This window comes from Methylobacterium sp. WSM2598 (assembly GCF_000379105.1).
Taxonomy (GTDB): Bacteria; Pseudomonadota; Alphaproteobacteria; order Rhizobiales; family Beijerinckiaceae; genus Methylobacterium.
On sequence record NZ_KB900609.1, the window covers coordinates 5,221,825 to 5,242,597 of the forward strand.

Here is a 20,773-nt window from a genome sequence, read left to right on the forward strand (position 1 = left end):
CCGGTCCCGCGGCGGACCGGTCGCCGCCCGCGGCCGGGATCAGTGGAGCGCCGCGTTCCCTCTCCGGGCCGGGGCCTCCTCAGCATAGATCGCCTGCGTGGCGGAGCGCTCCAGCTCGCGGCGCAGATCGTCGCGATCGACCGCGACTCCATTCGCTTCCAGGTCAGCCGCGACGCGCTCGATCAGCGCCGACTTGTCCAACCCATAGACCAAGCAGCTCAGCAGCTCGTGAGCGTAGGGTCCGGCGCTATAGCGATCGAGGCCGATCTTCTCCATTACATAGACCGCGAGCGATCTAACAGCCTGACAGTACGACAGGAACCGAGCCTCCTCGGCTCGAACGAACAACAGTTCGGCCGCCTTCTCGCGTTCCTCAAACAACCTCGTCATCAGCATCCTCCGTCGGATAGCCGATTGTCGAGCGCGGGCTATCCTTGTTAAATGAATGCTACCCGCTTCCGGCACGAATGCAAAACCCGTTCAAACTTGACAATATAAGGATATGATGGCCGCCTAGGTGCCGAGATTGGGCGCGGGCGCCCCGGATGGTCCGCCGCAATCGGCCTAGGCCAAAAGGTATGAGACCAAACTGTGAGTGCAAAAACTCTTAGTGCGCTATATTTGTGGTCCGCCGATGCAACCGATGGGGGTAACGGATGGCACCATCCTCACATTGCCAAGCCGTGCTGGTGAACACCGCCGGCCCCGACCATCAGGGTTGCCTGCTGTTCGTGGACCGGCGCCTCGTCGCGGTCCTGGTCCGCCTGGAGCAGGACGCGTTCCTCGATCCGGAATTCTGGGGCCACTGGTTCCTGGAGGCCGGCTTCGGCCCGTGCCAGCCCCGCGGCAGGGCACCGAGCTTCGCGACGACGGACGAGGCGCTGGGCTGGGCGCGGCAACAGGTCGAGCAATACGTCCGCGAGGCGGTGTGCCTGCACTGAGGACCCCGCCCGGGCGGCGCGGGGTCCGAACGCGCCGTCGCTCGGACGCGCGCCCGCGCATCGCTCCGGCCGCCGGATCGGCGGCCCCGTCCGGCCCGTGAGGCTCAGAGCGAGGGGCTCTTGTAGCTCTGGCCGATGGTCTTGGGCGGGAAGTTGACCATGCCCCACATCCGGATGATCACCCAGGGATCGGCCCCGCCCATGACCGCGTCGAGGTCGGCTCGGCGATCTCGGCGGGTGCGGCGCGCGCCGGCGCGTCGGCGCGCGGGTCGGCCTGGTCGGACGGGAGAGAGTGAAGCGGGGTCATGTGCGGCTCCCGAGGGTGCGTGCCTCGACGCCAAGCTCTAGCGGGGCCGCGGGGGGAGCGGCGTGCGCCCCGGCACGTGCCGCCGCTCAAGCGCCGTCGGCGGACCCGTCGCCGGGATCGCCGTCGCGGCGCCCGTAGAACGGCGTCGCCGAGTGGGCCTTGAGGCTGAAATAGTCCGGCTCCCGCGTCACCGTGAAGGCGAACTCGTCGATGTTCTCGATCAGCGTCCGGTAGATGCCGCGCATCACGGAGCGGCGCGGCAGCAGGTGCATGCTGCCGGTCAGCGCCTCGCGCAGCACCCGGGCGGCCCGGATGGCGGGCAGGTGCTCGGGCGGGATGTGCGGGCTCTCTGGCGTCACGGCCGCCTCCGATTCGTTTTAGAACGAAAAGGGAACAACGCATGCCGGCGCCCGTCGCGCAAGCCCCGGCCGCGGACCGAGGGGCCGCGCGGGGTCGGTCAGCGGCTGGCGAGGCCGAACTGGATCGGCTCGGCCTCCGGGCCGGCCGGGATCTCCGCCCGCTCCGCCTCGGCCGGCTCCGCGACCGCCCGCGCTCGGCCGGGCAGGGCGGCGTGGGCGACCGGGACCGCCCGGCGCGGGACGGTGGCGCGGCGCGCCGCGAGCTGGTGGACCCGCGTGCCGCGCGCGGCGCGGGGCCGGGCGGCCCCCTCGGCCGGGGCGCGCGGCCTCGCGGCCGCGAGCGAGCCGGTGGCCGCGACGCTCGGCGCGACCGCGTCCGGCGGGGCGGGCCTCGCGGGCGCGTCCCCCGCCTCGTCCGCGACGGGATCGCGCGTCGGCGGGGTGACCCACGGGACCGCGGAGGCGGCGACCGCGGGTGGTGGCGGGGGGACCTGCGGGGAGCGCGTCGCCGCCCAGGCGCCGATGGCGGCGCCCGCCAGAGCGATGCTGACCAGGGCGGAGGTGGCTCTCATACCCCTGGAATGGCCGAGCCCGCCGGATGGTTCCGCACTCCGCCGCCGCGCGGATCTCAGGCGGTCAGGGCGAAGAACACGTAGTAGCCGACATGGGAGGTCGCCTGCCGCGCCGCCGCGACCTTGAACCCGGCCGGCGCGGTCCCCGCATCGACCGTGCCAGCGTATTCCCAAACGTCTCCGCGCACGAAATCGGGCACCGGCCGGTCCTGCCGCACGGCGCAGCGCAGCGCCGGCGTCTCTTTGCGGAGAAAGACGTTGTAGGCGTCGAGCGCCGACATCGAAAACCCCCCAAGATGATGGTGGGTAAGAGGTAGAAGCGACGCTACATCGAGACATTAACCCGAAGCAAGTTCAACCTGAATCGGGCCGAAACTGTCAGGTACCGCACAGAATGTCTGCTGCGCCGCATCATCAGGACCGCGGTCGACGCGGGGCGAGCGGTGGAGCAGGGGCCCGATCGGGCCGCGGCGGGATCCCGCGCCAAGAAGTCCCGCGCCAAGGGATCCGGCGCCAAGGGATCCGGCGCCAAGGGATCCGGCGCCAAGGGATCCGGCGCCAAGGGATCCGGTGCCAAGGGATCCGGTGCCAGGGGATGCCGCGGCAAGGCTTCGAGCGACGCTCGGATCCGCGCGACGCGGCGGGAGCGCCATCCGACCCGCGTCCGAGGCGCCTCGGACCGGGAGCGTCCGAGACGGACCTCGCGGTCAGCTCAGGTACCAGATGAGCCCGGCCATGCCGGTCCCGGCCGCCGCGATGAAGCCGCCGAAATACGCGATGGTCACGGGGGAGCGTCGATGGGCGTAGCCGGGCTTGCGCCCGGACCACCGCCAGCGCTCCCGGGTCTCCGCCCGGCGCGCCCGGGCGATGTCGACGGGCGACAGCGCGTTTCCGCCGGCCTCCTCGCAGGTGCCCAGCATCGCCATTCCGGGATCGAACACCTCGACCTTGTCGCCCGCGCGGCCGGCGTCGATGTCGCCCTTGAGCATCGCCGGATTGGGGCGCGCCTCATCGACCGGCGCCGGATCGTCGCCGCGCTGCGCGGAGAGGTGGGGAGGGACGTCGTTCCTGAAGGCCATGAGCTGGTCTCCGCTCAGCGAGGGAAGGGGCCGAGGGCGGGGGCGCCGACGAGCGCGGTGGCGATGACCGCGAGGTCGAGGGGCCGGGATTCCATCGGTCGCGAGCAAAGCCGCGCGCGCTTTCTTGTTCCCCGCCTGCGTCAACGGCGGCCGTCGTCCCGTCCGGTGCGCGGCGCGGCACGGCCGCGCTCGGCCGGTTCCGGCACCGTCACGCTCGGCCAAGCGCCCTGATCGACGGGAGACGACGATGCGCAAGACCTCGAAGCCGCCGACCAAGGCGCGGACCAAGCCGCAGCCCAACACGCAGCTCAAGACGAAGCTCGACCCGAAGGCGGTTCTGTCCGACGCGGATCTCGACGCCGCCTCGGGCGGGCTCAATCCCCAGCCGCTGCCGCCGCGGTGGCGCTGAGCCGTTCGGCCCTCCTGCGCGCGTCCGCCCGGGCCGAGGCGCGCGGCGGGCGCCGCGATCCCGGCCCGCCCGGTCCCGCCGCGGCGGGCCGTCCTCCGGTCCGTGCAGCCCGGACCGCATCCGAGACGGCCCCGTCGCCGGGATCGGCGGGATGCCGCGGCCGGAGCGCGGCTCTGATCAGGCCTGATCCGACAGGCCGTTCCGGCGCCGGATCTCGCGGATCACCGCGCTGTGGTCGAGATCGCCATCCCCGTGCGCGACGAGCCCCGCGAACAGGCGGTCCACCAGCGACAGCACCGGCAGATCCAGGCCCAGGGAGGCGGCGTGCGCGAGGGCCGTGCCCGTGTCCTTGAGCTGGTACTTGGCCGGGCCTCCGGGCGCGAAGGTCCGCTCGATCATCGGCAGCGCGTGCTGCTTCAGGATGGTCGAGTCGGCGAAGCCCCCGAGCAGGGCCTCGCGCACCTTGGCTGGATCGGCCCCGCCGCGCTCCACGAAGGTGATCGCCTCGGCCACGGTCACGATCGTCGAGGCGACGATCGCCTGGTTGGCGAGCTTGGCCAATTGCCCGCTGCCGGCCGGCCCGACATGGGTCGGCCGCCCCATCGCGGCGAGGATCGGGCGGATCCGGGCGAAGGCGTCCGGGCTGCCGCCGGCCATGATGGCGAGCGTCCCGGCGACCGCGCCGGCCTCGCCGCCCGAGACCGGGGCGTCGACGTAGAGGAGGCTGGCCGCGGCGGCGATCCCGGCCTGCCGGCGGGCCGTCTCGACCGGGATCGAGCTCATCACGGCGAGCACGCTGCCCGGCCGCATCGCCGCGAGCGCGCCCTCCGGCCCGAGCAGGACCTCGTCGCTGACCGGGCCGGAACTCACCATGCAGATCACCGCGTCGGCCTCGCGCGCGGCGTCCCGCGGATCCTGCGCGACCCGCGCGCCCTCCGCGACGAGCGCGGCGGCCTTGTCGGGGGTGCGGTTCCAGACCCGCACCGCGTGGCCGGCCGCGCAGAGGCGGCGCGCCATGGGCGCGCCCATCAGGCCGGTGCCGAGGAAGCCGATCGTGGCGGCGGACGTCATCGGGACACCTGCGCGCCGGCGCAGGCCAGGGCGAGGAACCGCACCGGGCGCTCCTCCGCCACGAGGGCCGGGAACCCGGCCCGGAACCGCGCGAGGTGCGGGGTCTCGAGATGCGCGGCGAAGGCGGCGCGGTCGTCGTAGACCTCGTAGAACAGCACGGTCTGCGGGTCGCTCTCGCCGACCGCGACGTCGAAGCTGCGGCAGCCGGGCTCGCGCGCGACCGAGGCGCGGGCATCCTCGCGGGCGAGGTCCAGGAACGCGTCCAGGCAGCCTGGCCTGACCTTAAACTCGGCGATCACCACGAAGGGGCGGGGAGGGGACTCGGTCATCGGCAGCTCGCGCGGGTCCGGCGCCTCTGCGGCGCGGACGGGTGGGACGGGGTCGGCCGAGGCCGGGGGCGCCGGCCGGCCCGGCCCGGGCCGGCCTGGGCGCGGGACCCCCTCGCGCGCCGGACCGCGGGGCGATCCGGCCGGAGGGGCCTGCCCCGCGCCGCCGTCGCAGGGGCGGGCGACCGCCCCGAGGCGGGAGGCTCAGGCCGCCTTCGGGGGAGCCTGCCGGGCGGCGTCCTCCATCTGCCGCCGCAGCGCCACCACGTCGAGGTCGTTCACGAGCTCGACATCGTCGAAGCGCACCACCTGGTCCTTGCCGACCGGGCGCTTGAGGGCGACGTTGTGGGCGAGCCCGATCGGCAGGGCGCCGAGGGCGAGGCTCTTCGCGGCCGGGATGGCGTTCGCCCACACGGCGTAGCCGCCCTCGCCGTCGAGCATCTCGCCCGCCTTGAGGTCGCGCTTGGCGGTCGCCACCGCGTCCCCGCGGAACTCCTTCGAGCAGCCGGTCGGCTCCTGGCGGAGCACCGCCGAGAGCACGCTCACGCTCGTCTCCAGCCCGATCATGTGGAAGGGCCGCCACATCGAGCCGTACCAGCCGGACGGGTCGGTCAGGAGGCCGTACTGGCGGAAGCAGGCCCGCGTGTACTCGCTCGTCGCCTTGAAGGTGACGAAGACGCCGTACCGGATGTTGTTGAACACCTCGCGCCCGTCCGGCTCCTGGCTCGCCGCGATGTCGACGAGGCCGCTGCGGGGCAGGCGCCCGCCATCCGCCACCGGGCGGAAGACCCGGGCGAGGTCGTGCAGGCCGGTCGGCGGGAAGGCGAGGCCGTCGTCCGGGCAATCGAGTCCGGTCCCGTTGGCGACGGCCGCCATCTCGATCGCCGCCTTGGTGCCGTCCGTGAACGAGTTGTACATCTTGGGGTTGAAGTCGCCCTTGCGCACCTCCTCCTCGGACCAGCCGAAGAAGCCCCAGACGGTGTCGGGCGTGGAGTAGCGGTAGCGCGGCTCGAAATTCATGCCCTTGCCGGCCGAGGTCAGCTCGAAGCCGCAGGAGCGGGCCCAATCCACCAGCTCGCAGATGATGGCGGGCTGGTCGCCGTAGGCCATGCTGTAGACGACGCCCTTGCGGCGCGCCCGCTCGGCGAGCAGCGGCCCGCAGAGCACGTCCGCCTCGACATTGACCATGACCACGTGCTTGCCCGCGTCGATGGCCTGGAGCGCGTGCCGGATGCCGGCGATCGGGTGCCCGGTCGCCTCGATGATGCACTCGATCTCGTCGCAGGCGCTGAGCGCCGCCGCGTCGTCGAGCACGCAGGTGCGGCCGCTGCGCACCGCGTCGCCGAGCGTCGGGGCGGCGTAGCGCTCCTCCGGCCAGCCGACGCGGGCGAGGGAGTCGCGGGCGCGGCCGACATTGAGGTCGGCGACGCCGACCACGTGCAGGCCGGCGATGCGCTGGGCCTGGGCCAGCACCATCGAGCCGAACTTGCCGGCGCCGATCAGGCCGACGCGGACCGGCCGGCCGGCCGAGGCGCGGGCGAGCAGCAGGGTGGACAGGTTCATGCGCTTCCTCCTCCGCGGGACCGGTGCCGGGTCGCCGCGGCGCCCCGCGGGCCGGGACGGCGTCGGCGCGGCGGTCCGCGCTCTTGCAACCTCGGCGGGTCTCGGGGCCGCGCGGCGAGGTCGTGACGGTCGGACGCTAAGCGGAGTTGCGCGGGGCAGCTCTGCTTAGCTCTTGTTCTTGCATCATTTTCGCCGCCGAACCGGTGACCACTTCGGCGAATGATGCTTAGAAGCGCGCTTCGTGTAGGACAATCCAGATTTCCGAGCCCACCGTGAAGCCCGGCTAAAGGGTCGCCGCCCGCGCCCGCGCCCACTCGTCCCGCTCCCGGCGGATCCAGTCGAGGAAGGCCTGGACCTTGCGCAGGCGCAGGTGATCGGGCGGGCAGGTGACCCACTGCGTCACCAGGGCGGTGCGCGGCGGGTCGCGCACCGGGCAGGCGAGGCGCCCCGATCGCAGGTCGTCCCACAGCATCAGGTCGCTCTCGAGCGCGATGCCGAGCCCGCCCGCCGCGGCGTCGATCGCCATGTGGGTGCGGTCGAAGAGCAGCCGGCGCCAGCGCGCCGCCGGGGCGGTGCCGGCGAGCTTGAACCAGTGCGCCCACTGCATCTGCGACTTCACCGAGTGGATGAGCCGGTGCCGGTGAAGCTCCCCGGGCGCGAGGCTGCCGGGTGCGGCGAGGGCGGGCGCGCAGACGGGCCGGAAGCACTCCTCCACCAGCCCCTCCGCGTAGAGGCCGGGCCAGCCCCCGGTGCCGTGGCGGATCTCGATGTCCACGCTCTCCTTCTGGAAGGCGGTCGGCTCGTTGGTCCCGTCGAGGCGCAGTTCGAGGTCGGGATGCGCGTCGAGGAAGCGGGCGAGCCGCGGCAGCAGCCACTTCGTCGAGAGGCTCGGCGTCGCCCGCACCGTGAGGGTGGTGACCGACCGGAATCCCTGGATGCGCTCCGTCGCCTCCATGATCCGGTCGATCTCGCCGCCGATCATCTCGAAGTAGCGCTCGCCCGCCTCGGTCAGGACGACGTTGCGGCCCGCCTTGCCGATCAGCGCCGTGCCGAGGCCGACCTCCAGGGTCTGGATCTGCTGGCTCACCGCGGAGGGCGTGACCCCGAGCTCCTCCGCGGCCCGGGTGATGCTCCCGGAGCGGGCGACCGCGTGGAAGACCGTAATGGCGCGAAGCGGAACCGGCATGCCGACAGTTTAGCCGCGCTACATGAACGCGCAAACAATCTGGATTGTCCTACATGAACGCCCTTCCTAGTGTCGGGCAGGACACCAGAAGAGCCGCCCCGGAGCGGGGCGCCGACAGGAGCGACAGGGAGGAGGAGCGCGGGACGCGCGCCCGGGGCGCCCCGCCCCCCAATCCCGCACCGCCCGACCCGCGGCGCAACCCAGACAGAAACGATGCCGCACCGCGACCGAGCGGATGACGGCGCGCTGGAGGAAACACCATGACCGAGACGGATTCCAAGCCGAAGGGCGGCCTCTCGCGCCGCAGCCTGCTGACCGCGGCCGCCGCCGTCCCGCTGGTCGCGATCCGCACCCGGCCGGCGCGCGCGGCCGAGTTCACCTACAAGCTCGCGACCGGCCAATCCCTCACCCAGCCGATCAACGCCCGCCTCGACCAGGCGACGCAGCGGATCCGCGAGGCCTCCGGCGGGCGCCTGGAACTGAAGTTCTTCCCCGCGAGCCAGCTCGGCTCCGACACCGACCTGATCACGCAGGTGCGCTCGGGCGGGATCGAGTTCCTCAACATCGCCGGCTCGGTGATCTCGACCGTCGCGGCGGGGGCGGCGATCACCAACGTGGGCTTCGCCTTCGCGGATTACGACCAGGCGTGGCGCGGGGCGGACGGTCCGATCGGCCAGTACGTCCGCACCCAGATCGAGAAGGCCGGTCTCCTCGTCGCCGCCAAGGCCGCGGACAACAGCTTCCGGCAGATCACCTCGGCCTCGAAGCCGATCAGGACGCCCGACGACCTCAAGGGCTACCGCATCCGCGTGCCGGTCTCGCCGATCTTCACCTCGCTGTTCTCGGCGCTCGGGGCGAGCCCGACCTCGATCAACTTCAACGAGCTCTACACCGCGCTGCAGACCCGGCTCGTCGACGGTCAGGAGAACGGGCTGGTGGCGATCGACGCCGGCAAGCTCTACGAGGTCCAGAAATACGTCTCCGAGACCAACCACATCTGGGACCCGTTCTGGATCGTGGCGAACCGGCGGGCCTTCGGCCGGCTGCCGGAGCCGCTGCAGGAGATCGTGCGGCGCGAGCTCGACCGGGCCGCGCAGGAGCAGCGCGAGGACGTGGCGCGGCTGAACGGCACGCTCAAGACCCAGCTCGTCGCCAAGGGCCTGGTCTTCGAGGCCGCCGACAAGGACGCGTTCCGCCGCAGCCTCACCCAGGCCGGCTTCTACCGCGACTGGAAGGAGAAGTTCGGCCCCGAGGCCTGGAAGGCGCTCGAATCCGTGACGGGGGCGCTCGCATGAGCGCGGCGGCCGACATGCCGGGCCGCGCCGACGCGCTCCCCGCCCCCCATTCCGACTGGCTCTCCCTCGCCGACCGCGTCCTGCGCGCGGCCGTCGAGGGACCGGCCGCCCTCCTGGTGGCCGCCGAGGTGGCGATCCTGTTCGCCGGCATCGTCGCGCGGGCGCTCGGGCACCCGATCATCTGGAGCGACGAACTCGCCTCGATCCTGTTCCTCTGGCTCGCCATGCTGGGCAGCGTCGTGGCGATCCAGCGCGGCGAGCACATGCGGCTCACCTTCGTGGTCGGCAAGCTCCCGCCGCGGGCGCAGGCCTGGTGCGAGGCGCTGGCGGTCGGGACGGTCTTCGTCTTCCTGGTCCTCCTGCTCCGCGCCGCCTCCGACTACACGGAGGACCAGTCCTTCGTGGAGACGCCGGCCCTCGGCTGGCCCGGGACGGTGCGGGCGCTCGCGGTGCCGGTCGGCTTCGTGGCGGCGCTGCTCGGCTGCTCGCTGCGCCTCGCCCGCCGCGGGATCGCCGACCTCCTCGGGGTCGGGCTCGTCCTCGCGGGGCTGGCCGGGCTCCTCGCCCTCGGCGCCCCGCTCCTGACGGATCTCGGCAACTGGGCCCTCGTGGTGTTCTTCATCGGGCTCCTCGGCCTCGGCATCCTGGCGGGCGTGCCGATCGCGTTCTCGTTCGCGCTCGCGACCTCGGCCTACCTGCTGACCGTCACCTCGACGCCGCTCACCATCGTGGTCGGGCGGATGGACGAGGGCATGAGCGGCCTGATCCTGCTCGCCATCCCGCTCTTCGTGCTGCTCGGGCAGCTCGTCGAGGCGACCGGGATGGCGCGGGTGATGGTGGCCTTCCTGGCCTCGCTGCTCGGCCACGTGCGGGCGGGCATGTCCTACGTGCTCCTCGGCGCGATGCTGCTCGTCTCCGGCATCTCCGGCTCGAAGACGGCCGACATGGCGGCGGTCGCCCCGGTGCTGTTTCCCGAGATGCGCCGGCGCGGCATGAAGGACGGCGAGCTGCTCTCGCTGCTCGCGGCCTCCGGCGCGATGAGCGAGACGATCCCGCCCTCGATCGTGCTCATCGCCATCGCCTCGGTCACCGGCGTGTCGATCGCCGCCCTGTTCACGGCCGGCATCCTGCCCGCCCTGGTCCTCGCCCTCGTGCTGGCGGCCGTCGCCCGCTACCGGGCGGGCCGGGAGGAGGACGCGGTCCGGGTGGCGCGCGCGCCCGCCTCGGTGGTGGGCCGCACCCTGCTGGCGGCGCTGCCGGCCCTCCTGCTGCCGTTCCTGATCCGCACCGCCGTGGTGGAGGGGATCGCGACGGCCACCGAGGTCTCGACCATCGGCATCGCCTACTCGCTGGTGCTCGGCCTCCTCGTCTACCGGGGCGGCCTGTGCTGGCGGGCGGTGCTGCCGATGCTGGCGCGCACGGCCTCGCTCTCGGGCGCGATCCTGTTCATCGTCGGGGCGGCGAGCGCGATGGCCTGGGCGCTCACGCAATCGGGCTTCTCGCACGACCTCGCCCGGGCGATGGCCGCGGTCCCCGGCGGGCAGGTCGGCTTCCTGCTGATCTCGGTCGTGGCCTTCATGGTGCTCGGAAGCCTGCTGGAGGGCATCCCGGCCATCGTGCTGTTCGGGCCGCTCCTCTTCCCGATCGCGCACCAGTTCGGGATCCACGAGGTGCACTACGCCATGGTGGTCATCCTCGCCATGGGCCTGGGGCTGTTCGCGCCGCCCTTCGGCCTCTGCTACTACGCGGCCTGCATCATCGGGCAGGTCTCGCCGGAATCCGGGATGCGCCGGATCTGGATCTATCTCGGGGCCCTGTTCCTCGGCCTGCTCGTGCTCACCTTCGTGCCCTGGTTCTCGACCGGGTTCCTCTGAGGGCTGGCGCGCCCTTGCCGGGCGCGACCACCCCGCCGGAATGCCGGGACTGGAACGGGGCCGCGGACCTGTCCGGGCCGGATCCGCCCCGACGACCGGGCGGGGGCGGACGCGCTCCGCCGCGGTTGGGCGGTGACGGGGGGGAGCGGGCTTTCGGCCGGGCCGCCCCGGTGCCCGCACCGTTCCGGCGCGGCTCAGCTCCGGCCGGTCACGGCCCCCCGCCGGAAGCGGGCCCGCCCTGGACGGCGTGAGCGACGCCGCGGCTGAAATAGCCCAGCGGCTTGGGCGTCCCCGGCAGGTAGTACTCCTCCAGTTCGGTCAGCGCGAAGCCGGCCGCTCGGAACGAGGCGGCCACCGGCCGGATGAGATTGCAGCCGACCGCCACCGCTCGCCAGAGCGGGTTCAGCCTGGACTGCCAGCGGGCGACCTTCGGGTCGCGCGACAGCCCGTGCTCCAGGAACAGGGCTCGGCCGCCGGGACGGAGGACGCGGCGCACTTCCGGGTCACGTCCGTCAATGAGGTGGACTTTCGGGGTGGAGTTGGAGCGGCCATCGGTCAGGCGGCTTGCGGTGGAAGAGTGATCGCCTCCTCGATCAACGCCGACGTGAGGCCGGCCATGCCCTCGACCTGCATGTAGCGGTGCTGCAGCTGCCACTCGTCGTTGGCTTCCAGCAACACCGCGCCGATCAGGCGCTGGATCGAGTCGGTATTGGGAAAGATCCCGACCACATCAGCGCGTCGCTTGATCTCCTTGTTCAGGCGTTCAAGCGGGTTTGTCGAATGCAATTTACTGCGATGCTGGGCCGGGAAGGTCATGTAGGCTAGAACGTCCTCGCAGGTTTCGGCGATGAAGCCGTGAAGCTTCGGCCAGCGGGTGTGCAGCTGCTCGGCGAGTTGGTGGAGCGCAGCGCGGGCCGCGGCCTGATCCGTCTGTTGGAAGGCGTGACGCAGGCCCGCCGCGACCATCGTCTGCTGGGCGCGCGGCACATACGCCAGGGCATTGCGGGTCCAATGAACACGACACCGCTGCCACGTCGCCTTGAGCACCCGGCGGATCGCGGCCTTGAGACCCTCGTGGGCATCCGAGATCACGAGTTGCACGCCCGACAGCCCGCGCTTGACCAAGCTGCGCAGGAAGTCGGTCCAGAACACCTCGGCCTCGGATGGGCCGATGTGCAGCCCGACGATCTCCCGCCGGCCCTCGGTGTCCACCGCTACGGCGACTATGGCGGCCACCGACACGATGCGCCCGCCCTCACGCACCTTCAGGTAGGTGGCGTCGAGCCACAGATAGGGCCACGCGCCAGAGAGCGGACGCGTCAGGAACGCCGTGACGCGCTCATCGATGTCCTTGCACAGCTTGGACACGCTCGACTTCGAGATGCCCGACAGGCCCATGGCCTGCACAAGCTCGTCCACGCGCCGGGTCGAGACGCCGGCGATCCACGCCTCCTGGATCACCGCCACCAGCGCCTTCTCGACCGTCTTCCTCGGCTCCAGGAAGCCTGGGAAGTAGCTGCCGGTGCGCAGCTTGGGGATCTTGAGGTTGAGCGAGCCCAGCCGCGTGTCGAGGCTGCGCTCGCGGTAGCCGTTGCGGTAGGTGCTGCGCTCGCCCGTGCGCTCGTAGCGGCCCGCCCCGATCAGGCCCTCCACGTCTGCCTCCATCAGGATCTGCAGGACGGTCTCGGCGAGGCTGCGCAGGAAGTTGCCGTCGTCGGCCTTCTGCAGCGCCTCGATCAGTGCCACTCTGTCGTCGGTCATCGGGTGCTCCTGGCTCGGGTTGAAGTCCGCAAACTCCACCTTAGCCGCCAGCTCCGATGGCCACTCCAAGCCCCACCCCGGACCCCCTGAAAATTACACCTCGTCCGTGGACGCTACCCACTTCCGACAGGCTCCTCATCGGATCATGCACGGAACAGAGCGTGTAGGTGATCACGGCCGTGTCAACGCAAGCGTCCTCCAGCGGCAGGCTCTCCGCCGGCGCGGTCCGGATCTCGACCGGGATCTTGGCCGCCCGCCGCCGCGCCGCGCCGAGCTTCAGGAACGCCTCGTTCGGATCGACGCCGATCACGCGCGAGACACGCGCAGGGTCGTAGAAGGGAAGGTTCAGGCCCGGGCCGAACCCGACCTCCAGCACCGTGCCGGCGGCACGCGGCACGATCTTCTCGCGCTCGGCACTCACATTGGCCATCGCGCACGCACACCGCACGAGGCGGGGACCGACATGCCGCTCGTAGAAGCCCATCCGTTCCTCCTGCCGCGCGTGGCCGCGCCCGATGGTCGTGTCGGGGCATGCGAGGGACGTCCGTCGGACATAGCACGGATCGCGCCGAATGCCGATGATCCGCCCCGAGGCCGGGAGGGGCGGCGGTGGCGGGGCGGCTGGCCCGCGCAGCGCCGCGTTCTCCCGCCCTGCCGGCAGGCCGCCCCCGATCCGCGCGGGATCGAGGGTGAGCGCGCCGCGGCCCACCCGCGGAGGCGGTCGGTTCGTCCGGCGCCCCGGTGGGGAAGTCCCCTTCAGGTGGTCGAGGAGCGGGCAGACGCGGGCGCTGAGCCGCCGCGAGGGGTGGAGCGTCCACAGGGCGATGGCCCACCCCTCCCCACGCCCGGTCGTCCCGCGCGCGGGCGTTCCGCGCTAGCGCACGGCGAAGGGCGCCTGGAACGGTCGCCCGAACACCACGCCGGTGTTCACCGTCTGCACCGGCTTGAGGAAGGCGGTCCCGCCGCGGGTGTTGCCGCGGGTGTCGACGAACGTCACGGGCCCCTCCACCCACTCCATCACCGACACGTCGCCGGGCGCGCCGACCTGGAGGGTGCCGAGCTTGGGGCCGCGATCGATCACCCGGGCGGGGGCGGAGGTCGCCATCGCGACGACCTGCTCCGGGCTGAAGCCGAGCGGCAGGAACTTGCTCATCACCCAGGGCAGGAACGGCATGCCCGGCGTGTTGCCCGAGACCACGTGCAGGTCGGACGAGATCGTGTCCGGCGGCGCCCCCTGGGCGATCGCGGCCTCGGCCACGGTGAAGTCGAAGCTGCCGCCGCCGTGGCCGATGTCGAAGATCACGCCGCGCCGCTTCGCCTCCAGGGCGGCGGGCAGCAGCTTCCCGTCCTGCACGATGTTCGTGAACTGGCCGGCGAGGTTCGGCGCCCCCGAATAGCAATGCGTGAGGATGTCGCCGGGCCGCAGCAGGTCCAGGATCTGGCTCATGAGCGCGGCGGTCTCGACGCCGCCGATATGGACCATGATCTTGGCGGGGCGCCCGGACATCTCGCAGGCCTGAATGGCCCGCCGCAGCGGCTCGGCACCGTGCTTGAAGATGACGTTCTCGGACATCCGCACCTTCACGCCGATGACGAAGTCCGGGTTCTCCGCCAGGGCCAGGGCGCAGGCCTCCACCTGGGCATTGTCGATGTTGTAGAGTTCGGCGACCGGAAAGGCCGAGAGGCCATTGTTGGCGATGTGCACGAAGGCGAACATCCGCGTGCGGGTCTGGGCGGCGATGTGCCGGCGCAGGGCCGCGAGGTTGTTGGCGCCCGCGTCGCCGGCCGAGACCACCGTGGTCACCCCGGAGAACGGCACGGTCTCGTCCGCCGGGATGCCGATGGCCGACCCGTACGGGTAGGTGTGGGCGTGGAGATCGACCAGTCCCGGCAGGACGAGCTTGCCCGAGGCGTCGAGCACGCGCTGCGCGCGCGCGGCCGGGATCTCGGGGTCGAGCGCCTCGATCACGCCGAAGCGGATGCCGACGTCGCGCTTGGCGCGCAGGGACTGGCTCGGATCGACGACCTCGCCGCCCTTGATCACGAGGTCGAACTTGTCGTTGGGCTCGATCGCGCCCCTCGCCCCCGCCGCCGCCAGGATGCCGGCGGCGGACAGGCCGCCGAGCCAGGTCCGACGTGTCACGTCGCTCATGGTGCCCTCCCTGCGTGCCGCCCAGCCGGCGTCACGCCTTCCGATCGCTACTTGCCCAGGTGCCCGTCGAAGAACCACGCGATCTCCTCGAAGACCTTGCGGGTCTCCGGGGCGGTGTCGTCGCGGATGTAGTGGGCGTGCGACTGGCCCTCGCCGACCTGGAGATACGCCTCGACGCCCGCATCCCTGAGCTTCCGGTGCACCCGGACCGTGTTCGAGAGCAGGAGGTCGCGCGTGCCGGTGGTCAGGATGGTCGGCGGGAAGCCGTGCATGTCCCCGTAGACCGGGGAGAGCATCGGGTCCTTGAGGTCGTGCCCGGCGGCGTAGACCTTGGCGCCGTCGTCGCAGAAGCCGTCGGGCGAGACCAGCACGTTGTCGAGCATGGCGTTGGTGACGAAGCTGTCGCCGACCTTCGTGGTGTCCGACATCGGGGTGCCGGGGGCGATCGCGGCCGGCAGGGGCACGCCCTCCTGCTTGGCGCGCAGCACCATCGCCAGGGTGAGCGCGCCGCCCGCCGAGGTGCCGAAGATCCCCATCTTCCTCGGGTCGGCCATCCGGGTCGCCGCCCGCCAGACGGTCATGGCGTCGTCGTGCGCGGCCGGGTAGTAGGCCTCGGGCGGCATGCGGTAATCGACCGAGATCACCTTGAAGCGGCCGAAGCCGGCCATGAAGATCGCCTCCGGCAGGCCCGCCTCGCCGGGGTTGAGCACGTAGCAGCCGCCATGGACGTGCACGAGCAGGCGGTCGCGATTCTCCGGCGGGATCGTCTCGGGCGTCAGGATGAAGGCGCGCACCCCGTCGATGGTGGTGCGCTCGACCTTCACGTGCAGGCGTTCGAGCATGCCGGGCACGAGCTTGCCGAGCGCGGCCGCGCCCGCCTCGGCCACCGGCTTCCACTCCTCGCCGGTCCGCGGATGGATGTTCCAGTTGGTGCGCAGCGGCGCCCCGATGATCTTCGCCAGCTGCGGGCTGACGTCGGCGGGCACCGGCACGGACTTGGCCGGGACCTGGAGGGGGGGCGGCTCCTGGGCGGCGGCGCCGGCCGCGAGGGCGCCCGCGAGGGCCCCCGCGAGGAGGCCGCCCGGGCGGGGGAAGCGACGCGAACGGACGGTCATGGGGGATCTCCTGCTGTCGGCTCCGATCAGGGTTGGCCGTCCGCCGCGCGGGCCGCCTCGACGAGGCGCTCGGCATCCTCCCGCAGGAGGAGCCGCTCGGCGACGAGGGCGTCCGCCGCCCGCCTCACCCGGTCGAGATAGGCTCCGGCCTCGGCGTAGCGCTCCTCCAGGGAGGGGCGGGGATCGCCGGACGCCTGCCGCTCGGCGCGGCTGCGCGCGAGGGGGATCCGGCTGCCCTCCCGGTCGCACAATTCCCCGCCCGGGAAGGGCTCCGCGTAGAGGTTCCAGCCCGTGAAGGTGGCGCGCGGCGCGGCGACCTCCGGCAGGCGGATGCCGGCCACGTCGTGCCCGTCCGCGTCGGTCTTCGGGACGAGGGGCCGGTATTGCGGGCCGCTCTCCGGGCGCGGATCGACGTAGGTCGAGAACCGCGCGATGGCGTTCGGCGCCTCCGGCACGCGCATGCCCGGGATGTAGGGGAAGCCGGCATCCTCGGCGGGCACCAGGGTGCCGTCGGAGAGGCGCGGCACCCGGCTCTCCGGAGGCGCGGCGCCCGTCGTCACCCACTCCTCCAGGGCCACGAGCAGCGCCCGCAGGGCCGGGGCGGGGTTGAGCGTGCTGCGAGGCAGCGCGCAGGGCCCCCGGGTCGAGGTCAGGCCGGCCCGCCCGTAGTGGAAGCCGCTGGACACGAGGTAGGCCCGCGCCGTCGCGGGCAGCGCCGCATCGGCCCGCCCGAGCGGGTCCGTGGTGAGGAGGGAGGCGCCCTTCTGCCAGTACTCGGTGGAGGTGTTCACCTCCATCAGCAGCGGGTCGAAGCCGTCTCCGCGCAGCAGCGCGCCGGACAGGCCGGTGACCGGGTCGCGCATCGCGGCGGCCGAGAACGGGAACGCGTTCTCGGGGTAGAGATGGTCCTCGTGCTGGGTGTTGGTGCGCGAGGGCTGGCCGAAGCGGGCGTTCAGGAAGACGCCGCCGACGCCGGAGATGTGCAGGAGCATGCCGTCGAAGACGCGCCGCCCCTCCTCGTCCTGGTTGAAGCCCTGCCGGATGAAGTCGCGCAGGAAGCGCCCGCTCTGCGAGATCCCGAGCGCGACGGCGTGCTTGACCGCGCCGCCCGCCGGGTTGGCGGGCGCGGCCTGCGGCCCGCGCAGGAAGGCCACCACGTCCCGGGTGGCGGCGAAGCCGAGGCCGAGCACCTTCGGGTTGATGGCCCGGTAGGTGAACTCATAGAGGGTCCCGGGCTCGGGCTTCAGCCCCTCGGGCAGGAGCCGCAGCTCGCCGGCCGAGGCCAGGGTCCAGGCGCTCTCCGGGACCGGGCGCGGCGCGTCCGCCTCGCGGCGGCGCACCGTCAGGCTCGCTCCGGCCCTGTCGAGGGAGGCCGCCTTGAAGGTGAGGAGGAACGGCGCCTCGGGCGGGCCGCGGGTGGCGCTCACGAGTTCGTCGCGGACCGTCTCGACGATGGGCTTGCCGCCGCGGGTCGCGACCGGGACGTCGATCGCCATCCCGCCCTGCTGGCGCAGGGCATCGGCCTCCCATCCCGACCACACGATGGTGTCGCCGCGCCGCAGGACGAGCGCCGTGCCCGCATCCTGCAGCGTGCGGGGATCGTTGACCGCCTGGGCGCCCTGGGGCGGCGCGTCGAGCACCCAGTTGAACAGGAACTTCCTGCCGCGGTTGACGACCTCGTACAGGAGCGTGCCGCTGCCGCGGGCCGGATCGCTCGGCCGCAGCATGAAGAAGTCGGTCCGATACTCCACGAGGCCGCGCGCGTTGCGGGGCGCCAGGGCGATGTCGGCGATCCCGGCATTGCGCGGATCGGCCGGATCCAGCTCGCCGCGTGCCGTGCCGATGACGCGCTCGTAAGGGCCGCTCTCGCCAAAGCTCTGCCCCTCCGCGAAGGGCTCGACCGTCCTGACCTCGATCGCGGTGATCCGGGCCTGGGCCGGTTGAGCCCAATGTCCACAGACGAACGCACCCAGCAATGCGGTCGCGACCTTCCACATTTCAGTTTCCTCACCCGACCAGCGTCAAGCTGCGCTGTTGATCCGGATCTTACACGCGGTCTCTCGCCCGTCGAGATCCACGAGGTTCATTTCGCGATGCAAGGGACGATCAGGATCGACGGCGCGCGATGCGGCGCCGCAAGACAATCGTGAACAGAGCGTTCGGCCGCGCCGCCGGAACCGCCCGCGCGCAGCCAACAAGGGGCGGCCAATCAGCGAACAAATGATCCGGGTCGGACCCCTGCATCGAGAGACGGTGCTCGCGACGGATCTTGGACGGGTGCCGCGCCGCGGCTCATCCGCGCGTCGCGGCGCGCTCCTGGCGAGGGCGCGCCCGCTCGCGGGGCACCGGGGCCCCGCGGTCCAGGGTCCGGGCGGTCCTCACCGGTCCCCGACCCGGATCCGCGCGCCGCGACGGGCGGCGAAGCTCCGCGCCGCCCCTTGACGGCGGGGAGCGCAGCCCATCCTCTCCGGGGACGGCGCGGGCCTCTCCGCACCCGCGCGGATCCGGACAGGACCGAGCCCGTCGCGGAGCCGGGACCGGGGGCGGCCCATGAGCCTCGGCGAGGATTATCCCGGTCTCGACGCCACGGCGCTCGCCGACCTGGTGCGGCGGCGGCAGGTCGGTCCGGCCGAACTGGTCGAGGCCGCGATCGCGCGGCTGGAGCAGGTCGAGCCCCACCTCGCCGGCATGACCGAGTGGGCGCTCGACCAGGCCCGCCGGGCGGCCCGGGAGCCCGTCGGCGGCCCCTTCGCGGGCGTGCCGTTCCTCCTCAAGGACAACATGCACGTGGCGGCGGGCCTGCCCTACCACAACGGCAGCCGCATCTGGCGCGGATGGGTGCCGCCGCGGGACAGCGAGATGGTGCGGCGCTTCAGGGCCGCGGGGCTGATCATCCTCGGCAGCACGAAGGTGCCGGAACTCTCCCTGACGCCCGTGACCGAGCCGCGCCACCTCGGGCCCGCCCGCAATCCGTGGGCCCTCGACCGCACCGCCGGCGGCTCCTCCGGCGGATCGGCCGCCCACGTGGCGGCCCGCAGCGTGCCCATGGCCCACGCGACGGACGGGGGCGGGTCGATCCGGATCCCCGCCTCCTGCTGCGGGCTGTTCGGGCTCAAGCCCAGCCGCGGGCGAACCCCGAACGGCCCCTATCTGGGCGAGGGCTGGCACGGCGCGGCGGTCGGGCACGTGCTCACCCGCAGCGTCCGCGACAGCGCACGGCTGCTCGACGCCGTGGCGGGCCCCGATCCGGGCGCGCCCTGCGCGCTCGCGCGGCCCGGCCAGTCCTTCGCTGCCGCCGCCGCGCGCCCCCCGGAGCGGTTGCGGATCGCCTGGTCCTCGCAGGCGCCCAACGGGGCGCCCGTCGATCCGGAATGCCGGCAGGCCGTCGAGGACGCGGCCGGACTCTGCGCCGCGCTCGGCCACGCGGTCGTGGAGGCGGCCCCCCGGATCCCGGACGCGTATTTCGACTGGTTCCTGACCGTCTTCCTCGCCGCCGTGGCGCAGGAATTCACCTTCGCGGAGGAGACGACCGGGCACCGGGCCCGGCGCGCCGAGGTCGAGGAGAGCACCTGGCTCTGCCGCGCGCTCGGACACGGCTTCTCGGCGGCCGAACTCTCGCTCGCCCTGGAGCGGCTGCACCGGACCAGCCGCCGGATCGCCAGCTTCTTCGACAGCTGCGACGTGCTGCTGACGCCCACCCTGGCCAGCCCGCCGGTGAGGCACGGCGACCTGCGGTCGAGGGGCCTCGACGCCGTCCTGGAGGCGCTGGCGGCCCGCCTCGGGGTCGGCCGCTACCTGCGCTACGGGCCCCTCCTGCGCCAGGCGGCCGAGCGCGCCTTCCGCTTCATCCCGTTCACGCCGGTCTGGAACATGACCGGTCAGCCGGCGGCGAGCCTGCCGCTGCACTGGACGCCCGACGGCCTTCCGGTCGGCGTCCAGGCCGTCGGCCGCGTCGGCGAGGAGGCGACGCTCCTGGCGCTGGCGGCCGAGCTGGAGCAGGCCCATCCCTGGAGCCATCGCCTGCCCCCGCTCGGCGCCGCCTCCGCCTAGGGAGGCGGCGCGCCGCGCTCACCGGGCGGGCGCCGAGGGAGGGCCGGCTTCCCCGGCGGAGGCGCTCGCGGCTGCGCTGCGCGCCGTCACGCAAGCGGCCTGGAAGGCGAGGCCCGCGTCGAGGACGTCCAGCGCGTATTCGGGCCACCGCACGGGCGCGAGCCGCAGCGCCAGCGTCACCCCCGCCGAGACGGTCGTCGTCACCGCGTCGTTGCGGGCGCTCAGCCACGTGGCCGTGATCAGCGGGTTCGGATCGTGCCGGAACCGGGCCAGCGCACCAGCCGTGAGCAACCCGATCGCGATCGCGCTGGCCGCCGAGAAGCCCAGCAGCCCGGGATCGATCGGCCGGGGGTCGGCGATCTTCTGCGACAGGTCGTAGAGCGTGTGCAGCCCCGCGACGGCCAGGATGGCGGCGATCGCGAGGGCCGACAGGCGTTCGACGGCGGCGCCGCGCCCGAACACCACGGCCGCGATGCCGTAGAGCAGGACGGTGTAGATCCAGTCGACGGCGTCCTTCAGGAACTGCGCCGATCCGAGCGAGACGGCCCAGCCGGCTTGCGCCAGCGCGAACAGGAACGTGCCCCCGGCGATCGACCAGATCGTGACCTTGTAGGCGCGCGCCTGCCGGGCGGCCCGCGAATCCGCCTCACTCATCCGACCCGACCCCGGTCACGGGATGACGGCGTCAGGGCGTGCGGACGGCTCATGATCGC

At 72.7% G+C, this 20,773-nt stretch carries 21 protein-coding genes; 5 read left to right on the forward strand and 16 right to left on the reverse strand.

All coding sequences use genetic code 11. The annotated features are described in order from the left end of the window. Positions 1-39: 39 nt before the first annotated feature. On the reverse strand, positions 40-390 hold the full coding sequence (locus MET2598_RS0124665) for a DUF1476 domain-containing protein (protein WP_236728807.1): 351 nt from the start codon (positions 388-390) through the stop codon (positions 40-42). Positions 391-656: 266 nt separating this feature from the next. On the opposite strand from MET2598_RS0124665, the gene MET2598_RS0124670 reads away from it, so the two are divergent. Continuing rightward, positions 657-941, forward strand: a complete 285-nt coding sequence (locus MET2598_RS0124670) for a hypothetical protein (protein ID WP_236728808.1) — start codon at positions 657-659, stop codon at positions 939-941. Between the two features lie 393 nt (positions 942-1,334). On the opposite strand, the gene MET2598_RS0124680 is transcribed toward MET2598_RS0124670, so the two are convergent. The 4 genes from MET2598_RS0124680 to MET2598_RS0124695 all read right to left on the reverse strand — a co-directional run bounded on the left by MET2598_RS0124680 (position 1,335) and on the right by MET2598_RS0124695 (position 3,258). Continuing rightward, a complete protein-coding gene (locus MET2598_RS0124680; RefSeq protein WP_012330548.1) occupies positions 1,335-1,607 on the reverse strand; it encodes a hypothetical protein in 273 nt (90 codons plus the stop codon). Positions 1,608-1,705: 98 nt separating this feature from the next. Beyond that, a complete protein-coding gene (locus MET2598_RS0124685; RefSeq protein WP_012330547.1) occupies positions 1,706-2,179 on the reverse strand; it encodes a hypothetical protein in 474 nt (157 codons plus the stop codon). Between the two features lie 56 nt (positions 2,180-2,235). Next, positions 2,236-2,460, reverse strand: coding sequence for a hypothetical protein (locus MET2598_RS0124690; protein ID WP_012330546.1), 225 nt, complete (start codon positions 2,458-2,460; stop codon positions 2,236-2,238). A gap of 426 nt (positions 2,461-2,886) precedes the next feature. Continuing rightward, positions 2,887-3,258, reverse strand: a complete 372-nt coding sequence (locus MET2598_RS0124695) for a hypothetical protein (RefSeq protein WP_012330545.1) — start codon at positions 3,256-3,258, stop codon at positions 2,887-2,889. Between the two features lie 247 nt (positions 3,259-3,505). On the opposite strand from MET2598_RS0124695, the gene MET2598_RS41565 reads away from it, so the two are divergent. Continuing rightward, the gene (locus MET2598_RS41565; RefSeq protein ID WP_018262708.1) at positions 3,506-3,667 is read left to right on the forward strand and encodes a hypothetical protein; all 162 of its coding nucleotides are present in this window, start codon (positions 3,506-3,508) and stop codon (positions 3,665-3,667) included. A gap of 177 nt (positions 3,668-3,844) precedes the next feature. Here MET2598_RS41565 and MET2598_RS0124710 read toward each other — a convergent pair whose 3' ends face one another. The 4 genes from MET2598_RS0124710 to MET2598_RS0124725 form a co-directional block, all read right to left on the reverse strand. Further along, positions 3,845-4,738, reverse strand: coding sequence for an NAD(P)-dependent oxidoreductase (locus MET2598_RS0124710; RefSeq protein ID WP_018262709.1), 894 nt, complete (start codon positions 4,736-4,738; stop codon positions 3,845-3,847). Continuing rightward, complete coding sequence (locus MET2598_RS0124715; protein WP_012330543.1) at positions 4,735-5,067, reverse strand: putative quinol monooxygenase; 333 nt, start codon at positions 5,065-5,067, stop codon at positions 4,735-4,737. Before MET2598_RS0124715 ends, MET2598_RS0124710 begins: the two co-directional genes overlap by 4 nt. Positions 5,068-5,268: 201 nt before the next feature. Beyond that, a complete protein-coding gene (locus MET2598_RS0124720) occupies positions 5,269-6,627 on the reverse strand; it encodes an NAD(P)H-dependent oxidoreductase (protein WP_012330542.1) in 1,359 nt (452 codons plus the stop codon). Between the two features lie 283 nt (positions 6,628-6,910). Further along, a complete protein-coding gene (locus tag MET2598_RS0124725) occupies positions 6,911-7,813 on the reverse strand; it encodes a LysR substrate-binding domain-containing protein (RefSeq protein WP_018262710.1) in 903 nt (300 codons plus the stop codon). A 260-nt stretch (positions 7,814-8,073) separates the two neighbouring features. Between MET2598_RS0124725 and MET2598_RS0124730 the strand changes: the two genes are divergently transcribed. Together MET2598_RS0124730 and MET2598_RS0124735 are read left to right on the forward strand one after the other, a co-directional pair. Further along, complete coding sequence (locus tag MET2598_RS0124730; RefSeq protein WP_012330540.1) at positions 8,074-9,108, forward strand: TRAP transporter substrate-binding protein; 1,035 nt, start codon at positions 8,074-8,076, stop codon at positions 9,106-9,108. Then, positions 9,105-10,982 (forward strand): TRAP transporter large permease, encoded by a 1,878-nt coding sequence (locus tag MET2598_RS0124735; RefSeq protein ID WP_018262711.1) that lies wholly within the window; start codon positions 9,105-9,107, stop codon positions 10,980-10,982. The genes MET2598_RS0124730 and MET2598_RS0124735 overlap by 4 nt, the downstream gene beginning before the upstream one ends. Before the next feature lie 208 nt (positions 10,983-11,190). Here the strand turns inward: MET2598_RS0124735 and MET2598_RS37305 are convergent, their stop codons facing one another. The 6 genes from MET2598_RS37305 to MET2598_RS0124765 form a co-directional block, all read right to left on the reverse strand. Beyond that, a complete protein-coding gene (locus MET2598_RS37305; RefSeq protein WP_018262712.1) occupies positions 11,191-11,478 on the reverse strand; it encodes a hypothetical protein in 288 nt (95 codons plus the stop codon). A 59-nt stretch (positions 11,479-11,537) separates the two neighbouring features. Continuing rightward, the gene (locus tag MET2598_RS0124745; protein ID WP_018261581.1) at positions 11,538-12,743 is read right to left on the reverse strand and encodes an IS256 family transposase; all 1,206 of its coding nucleotides are present in this window, start codon (positions 12,741-12,743) and stop codon (positions 11,538-11,540) included. 40 nt (positions 12,744-12,783) lie between these two features. Further along, entirely contained in the window at positions 12,784-13,227 is a 444-nt protein-coding gene (locus tag MET2598_RS37310; RefSeq protein ID WP_018262714.1) for a class I SAM-dependent methyltransferase, read from the reverse strand. Positions 13,228-13,617: 390 nt separating this feature from the next. Further along, a complete protein-coding gene (locus MET2598_RS0124755; protein ID WP_018262715.1) occupies positions 13,618-14,895 on the reverse strand; it encodes an amidohydrolase family protein in 1,278 nt (425 codons plus the stop codon). Between the two features lie 47 nt (positions 14,896-14,942). Next, positions 14,943-16,010: an alpha/beta hydrolase gene (locus tag MET2598_RS0124760; RefSeq protein WP_018262716.1), complete on the reverse strand. Its 1,068-nt coding sequence runs from the start codon at positions 16,008-16,010 to the stop codon at positions 14,943-14,945. A 26-nt stretch (positions 16,011-16,036) separates the two neighbouring features. Then, positions 16,037-18,007 (reverse strand): alpha/beta hydrolase domain-containing protein, encoded by a 1,971-nt coding sequence (locus tag MET2598_RS0124765; protein ID WP_018262717.1) that lies wholly within the window; start codon positions 18,005-18,007, stop codon positions 16,037-16,039. A gap of 553 nt (positions 18,008-18,560) precedes the next feature. Between MET2598_RS0124765 and MET2598_RS0124770 the strand changes: the two genes are divergently transcribed. Then, positions 18,561-20,060: an amidase gene (locus MET2598_RS0124770; RefSeq protein WP_012330534.1), complete on the forward strand. Its 1,500-nt coding sequence runs from the start codon at positions 18,561-18,563 to the stop codon at positions 20,058-20,060. 18 nt (positions 20,061-20,078) lie between these two features. On the opposite strand, the gene MET2598_RS0124775 is transcribed toward MET2598_RS0124770, so the two are convergent. Then, on the reverse strand, positions 20,079-20,714 hold the full coding sequence (locus MET2598_RS0124775; protein ID WP_018262718.1) for a hypothetical protein: 636 nt from the start codon (positions 20,712-20,714) through the stop codon (positions 20,079-20,081). Positions 20,715-20,773 lie beyond the last annotated feature (59 nt).

Coding starts and splice junctions, on each gene's coding strand:
- MET2598_RS0124695 (WP_012330545.1), bottom strand. CDS start 3,258: ATGGCCTTCAGGAACGACGTCCCTCCCCACCTCTCCGCGCAGCGCGGC.
- MET2598_RS0124745 (WP_018261581.1), bottom strand. CDS start 12,743: ATGACCGACGACAGAGTGGCACTGATCGAGGCGCTGCAGAAGGCCGAC.
- MET2598_RS0124665 (WP_236728807.1), bottom strand. CDS start 390: ATGACGAGGTTGTTTGAGGAACGCGAGAAGGCGGCCGAACTGTTGTTC.
- MET2598_RS0124730 (WP_012330540.1), top strand. CDS start 8,074: ATGACCGAGACGGATTCCAAGCCGAAGGGCGGCCTCTCGCGCCGCAGC.
- MET2598_RS0124725 (WP_018262710.1), bottom strand. CDS start 7,813: ATGCCGGTTCCGCTTCGCGCCATTACGGTCTTCCACGCGGTCGCCCGC.
- MET2598_RS37310 (WP_018262714.1), bottom strand. CDS start 13,227: ATGGGCTTCTACGAGCGGCATGTCGGTCCCCGCCTCGTGCGGTGTGCG.
- MET2598_RS0124670 (WP_236728808.1), top strand. CDS start 657: ATGGCACCATCCTCACATTGCCAAGCCGTGCTGGTGAACACCGCCGGC.
- MET2598_RS0124775 (WP_018262718.1), bottom strand. CDS start 20,714: ATGAGTGAGGCGGATTCGCGGGCCGCCCGGCAGGCGCGCGCCTACAAG.
- MET2598_RS0124690 (WP_012330546.1), bottom strand. CDS start 2,460: ATGTCGGCGCTCGACGCCTACAACGTCTTTCTCCGCAAAGAGACGCCG.
- MET2598_RS0124760 (WP_018262716.1), bottom strand. CDS start 16,010: ATGACCGTCCGTTCGCGTCGCTTCCCCCGCCCGGGCGGCCTCCTCGCG.
- MET2598_RS0124765 (WP_018262717.1), bottom strand. CDS start 18,007: ATGTGGAAGGTCGCGACCGCATTGCTGGGTGCGTTCGTCTGTGGACAT.
- MET2598_RS0124720 (WP_012330542.1), bottom strand. CDS start 6,627: ATGAACCTGTCCACCCTGCTGCTCGCCCGCGCCTCGGCCGGCCGGCCG.
- MET2598_RS0124735 (WP_018262711.1), top strand. CDS start 9,105: ATGAGCGCGGCGGCCGACATGCCGGGCCGCGCCGACGCGCTCCCCGCC.
- MET2598_RS0124770 (WP_012330534.1), top strand. CDS start 18,561: ATGAGCCTCGGCGAGGATTATCCCGGTCTCGACGCCACGGCGCTCGCC.
- MET2598_RS41565 (WP_018262708.1), top strand. CDS start 3,506: ATGCGCAAGACCTCGAAGCCGCCGACCAAGGCGCGGACCAAGCCGCAG.
- MET2598_RS0124710 (WP_018262709.1), bottom strand. CDS start 4,738: ATGACGTCCGCCGCCACGATCGGCTTCCTCGGCACCGGCCTGATGGGC.
- MET2598_RS0124755 (WP_018262715.1), bottom strand. CDS start 14,895: ATGAGCGACGTGACACGTCGGACCTGGCTCGGCGGCCTGTCCGCCGCC.
- MET2598_RS0124685 (WP_012330547.1), bottom strand. CDS start 2,179: ATGAGAGCCACCTCCGCCCTGGTCAGCATCGCTCTGGCGGGCGCCGCC.
- MET2598_RS0124715 (WP_012330543.1), bottom strand. CDS start 5,067: ATGACCGAGTCCCCTCCCCGCCCCTTCGTGGTGATCGCCGAGTTTAAG.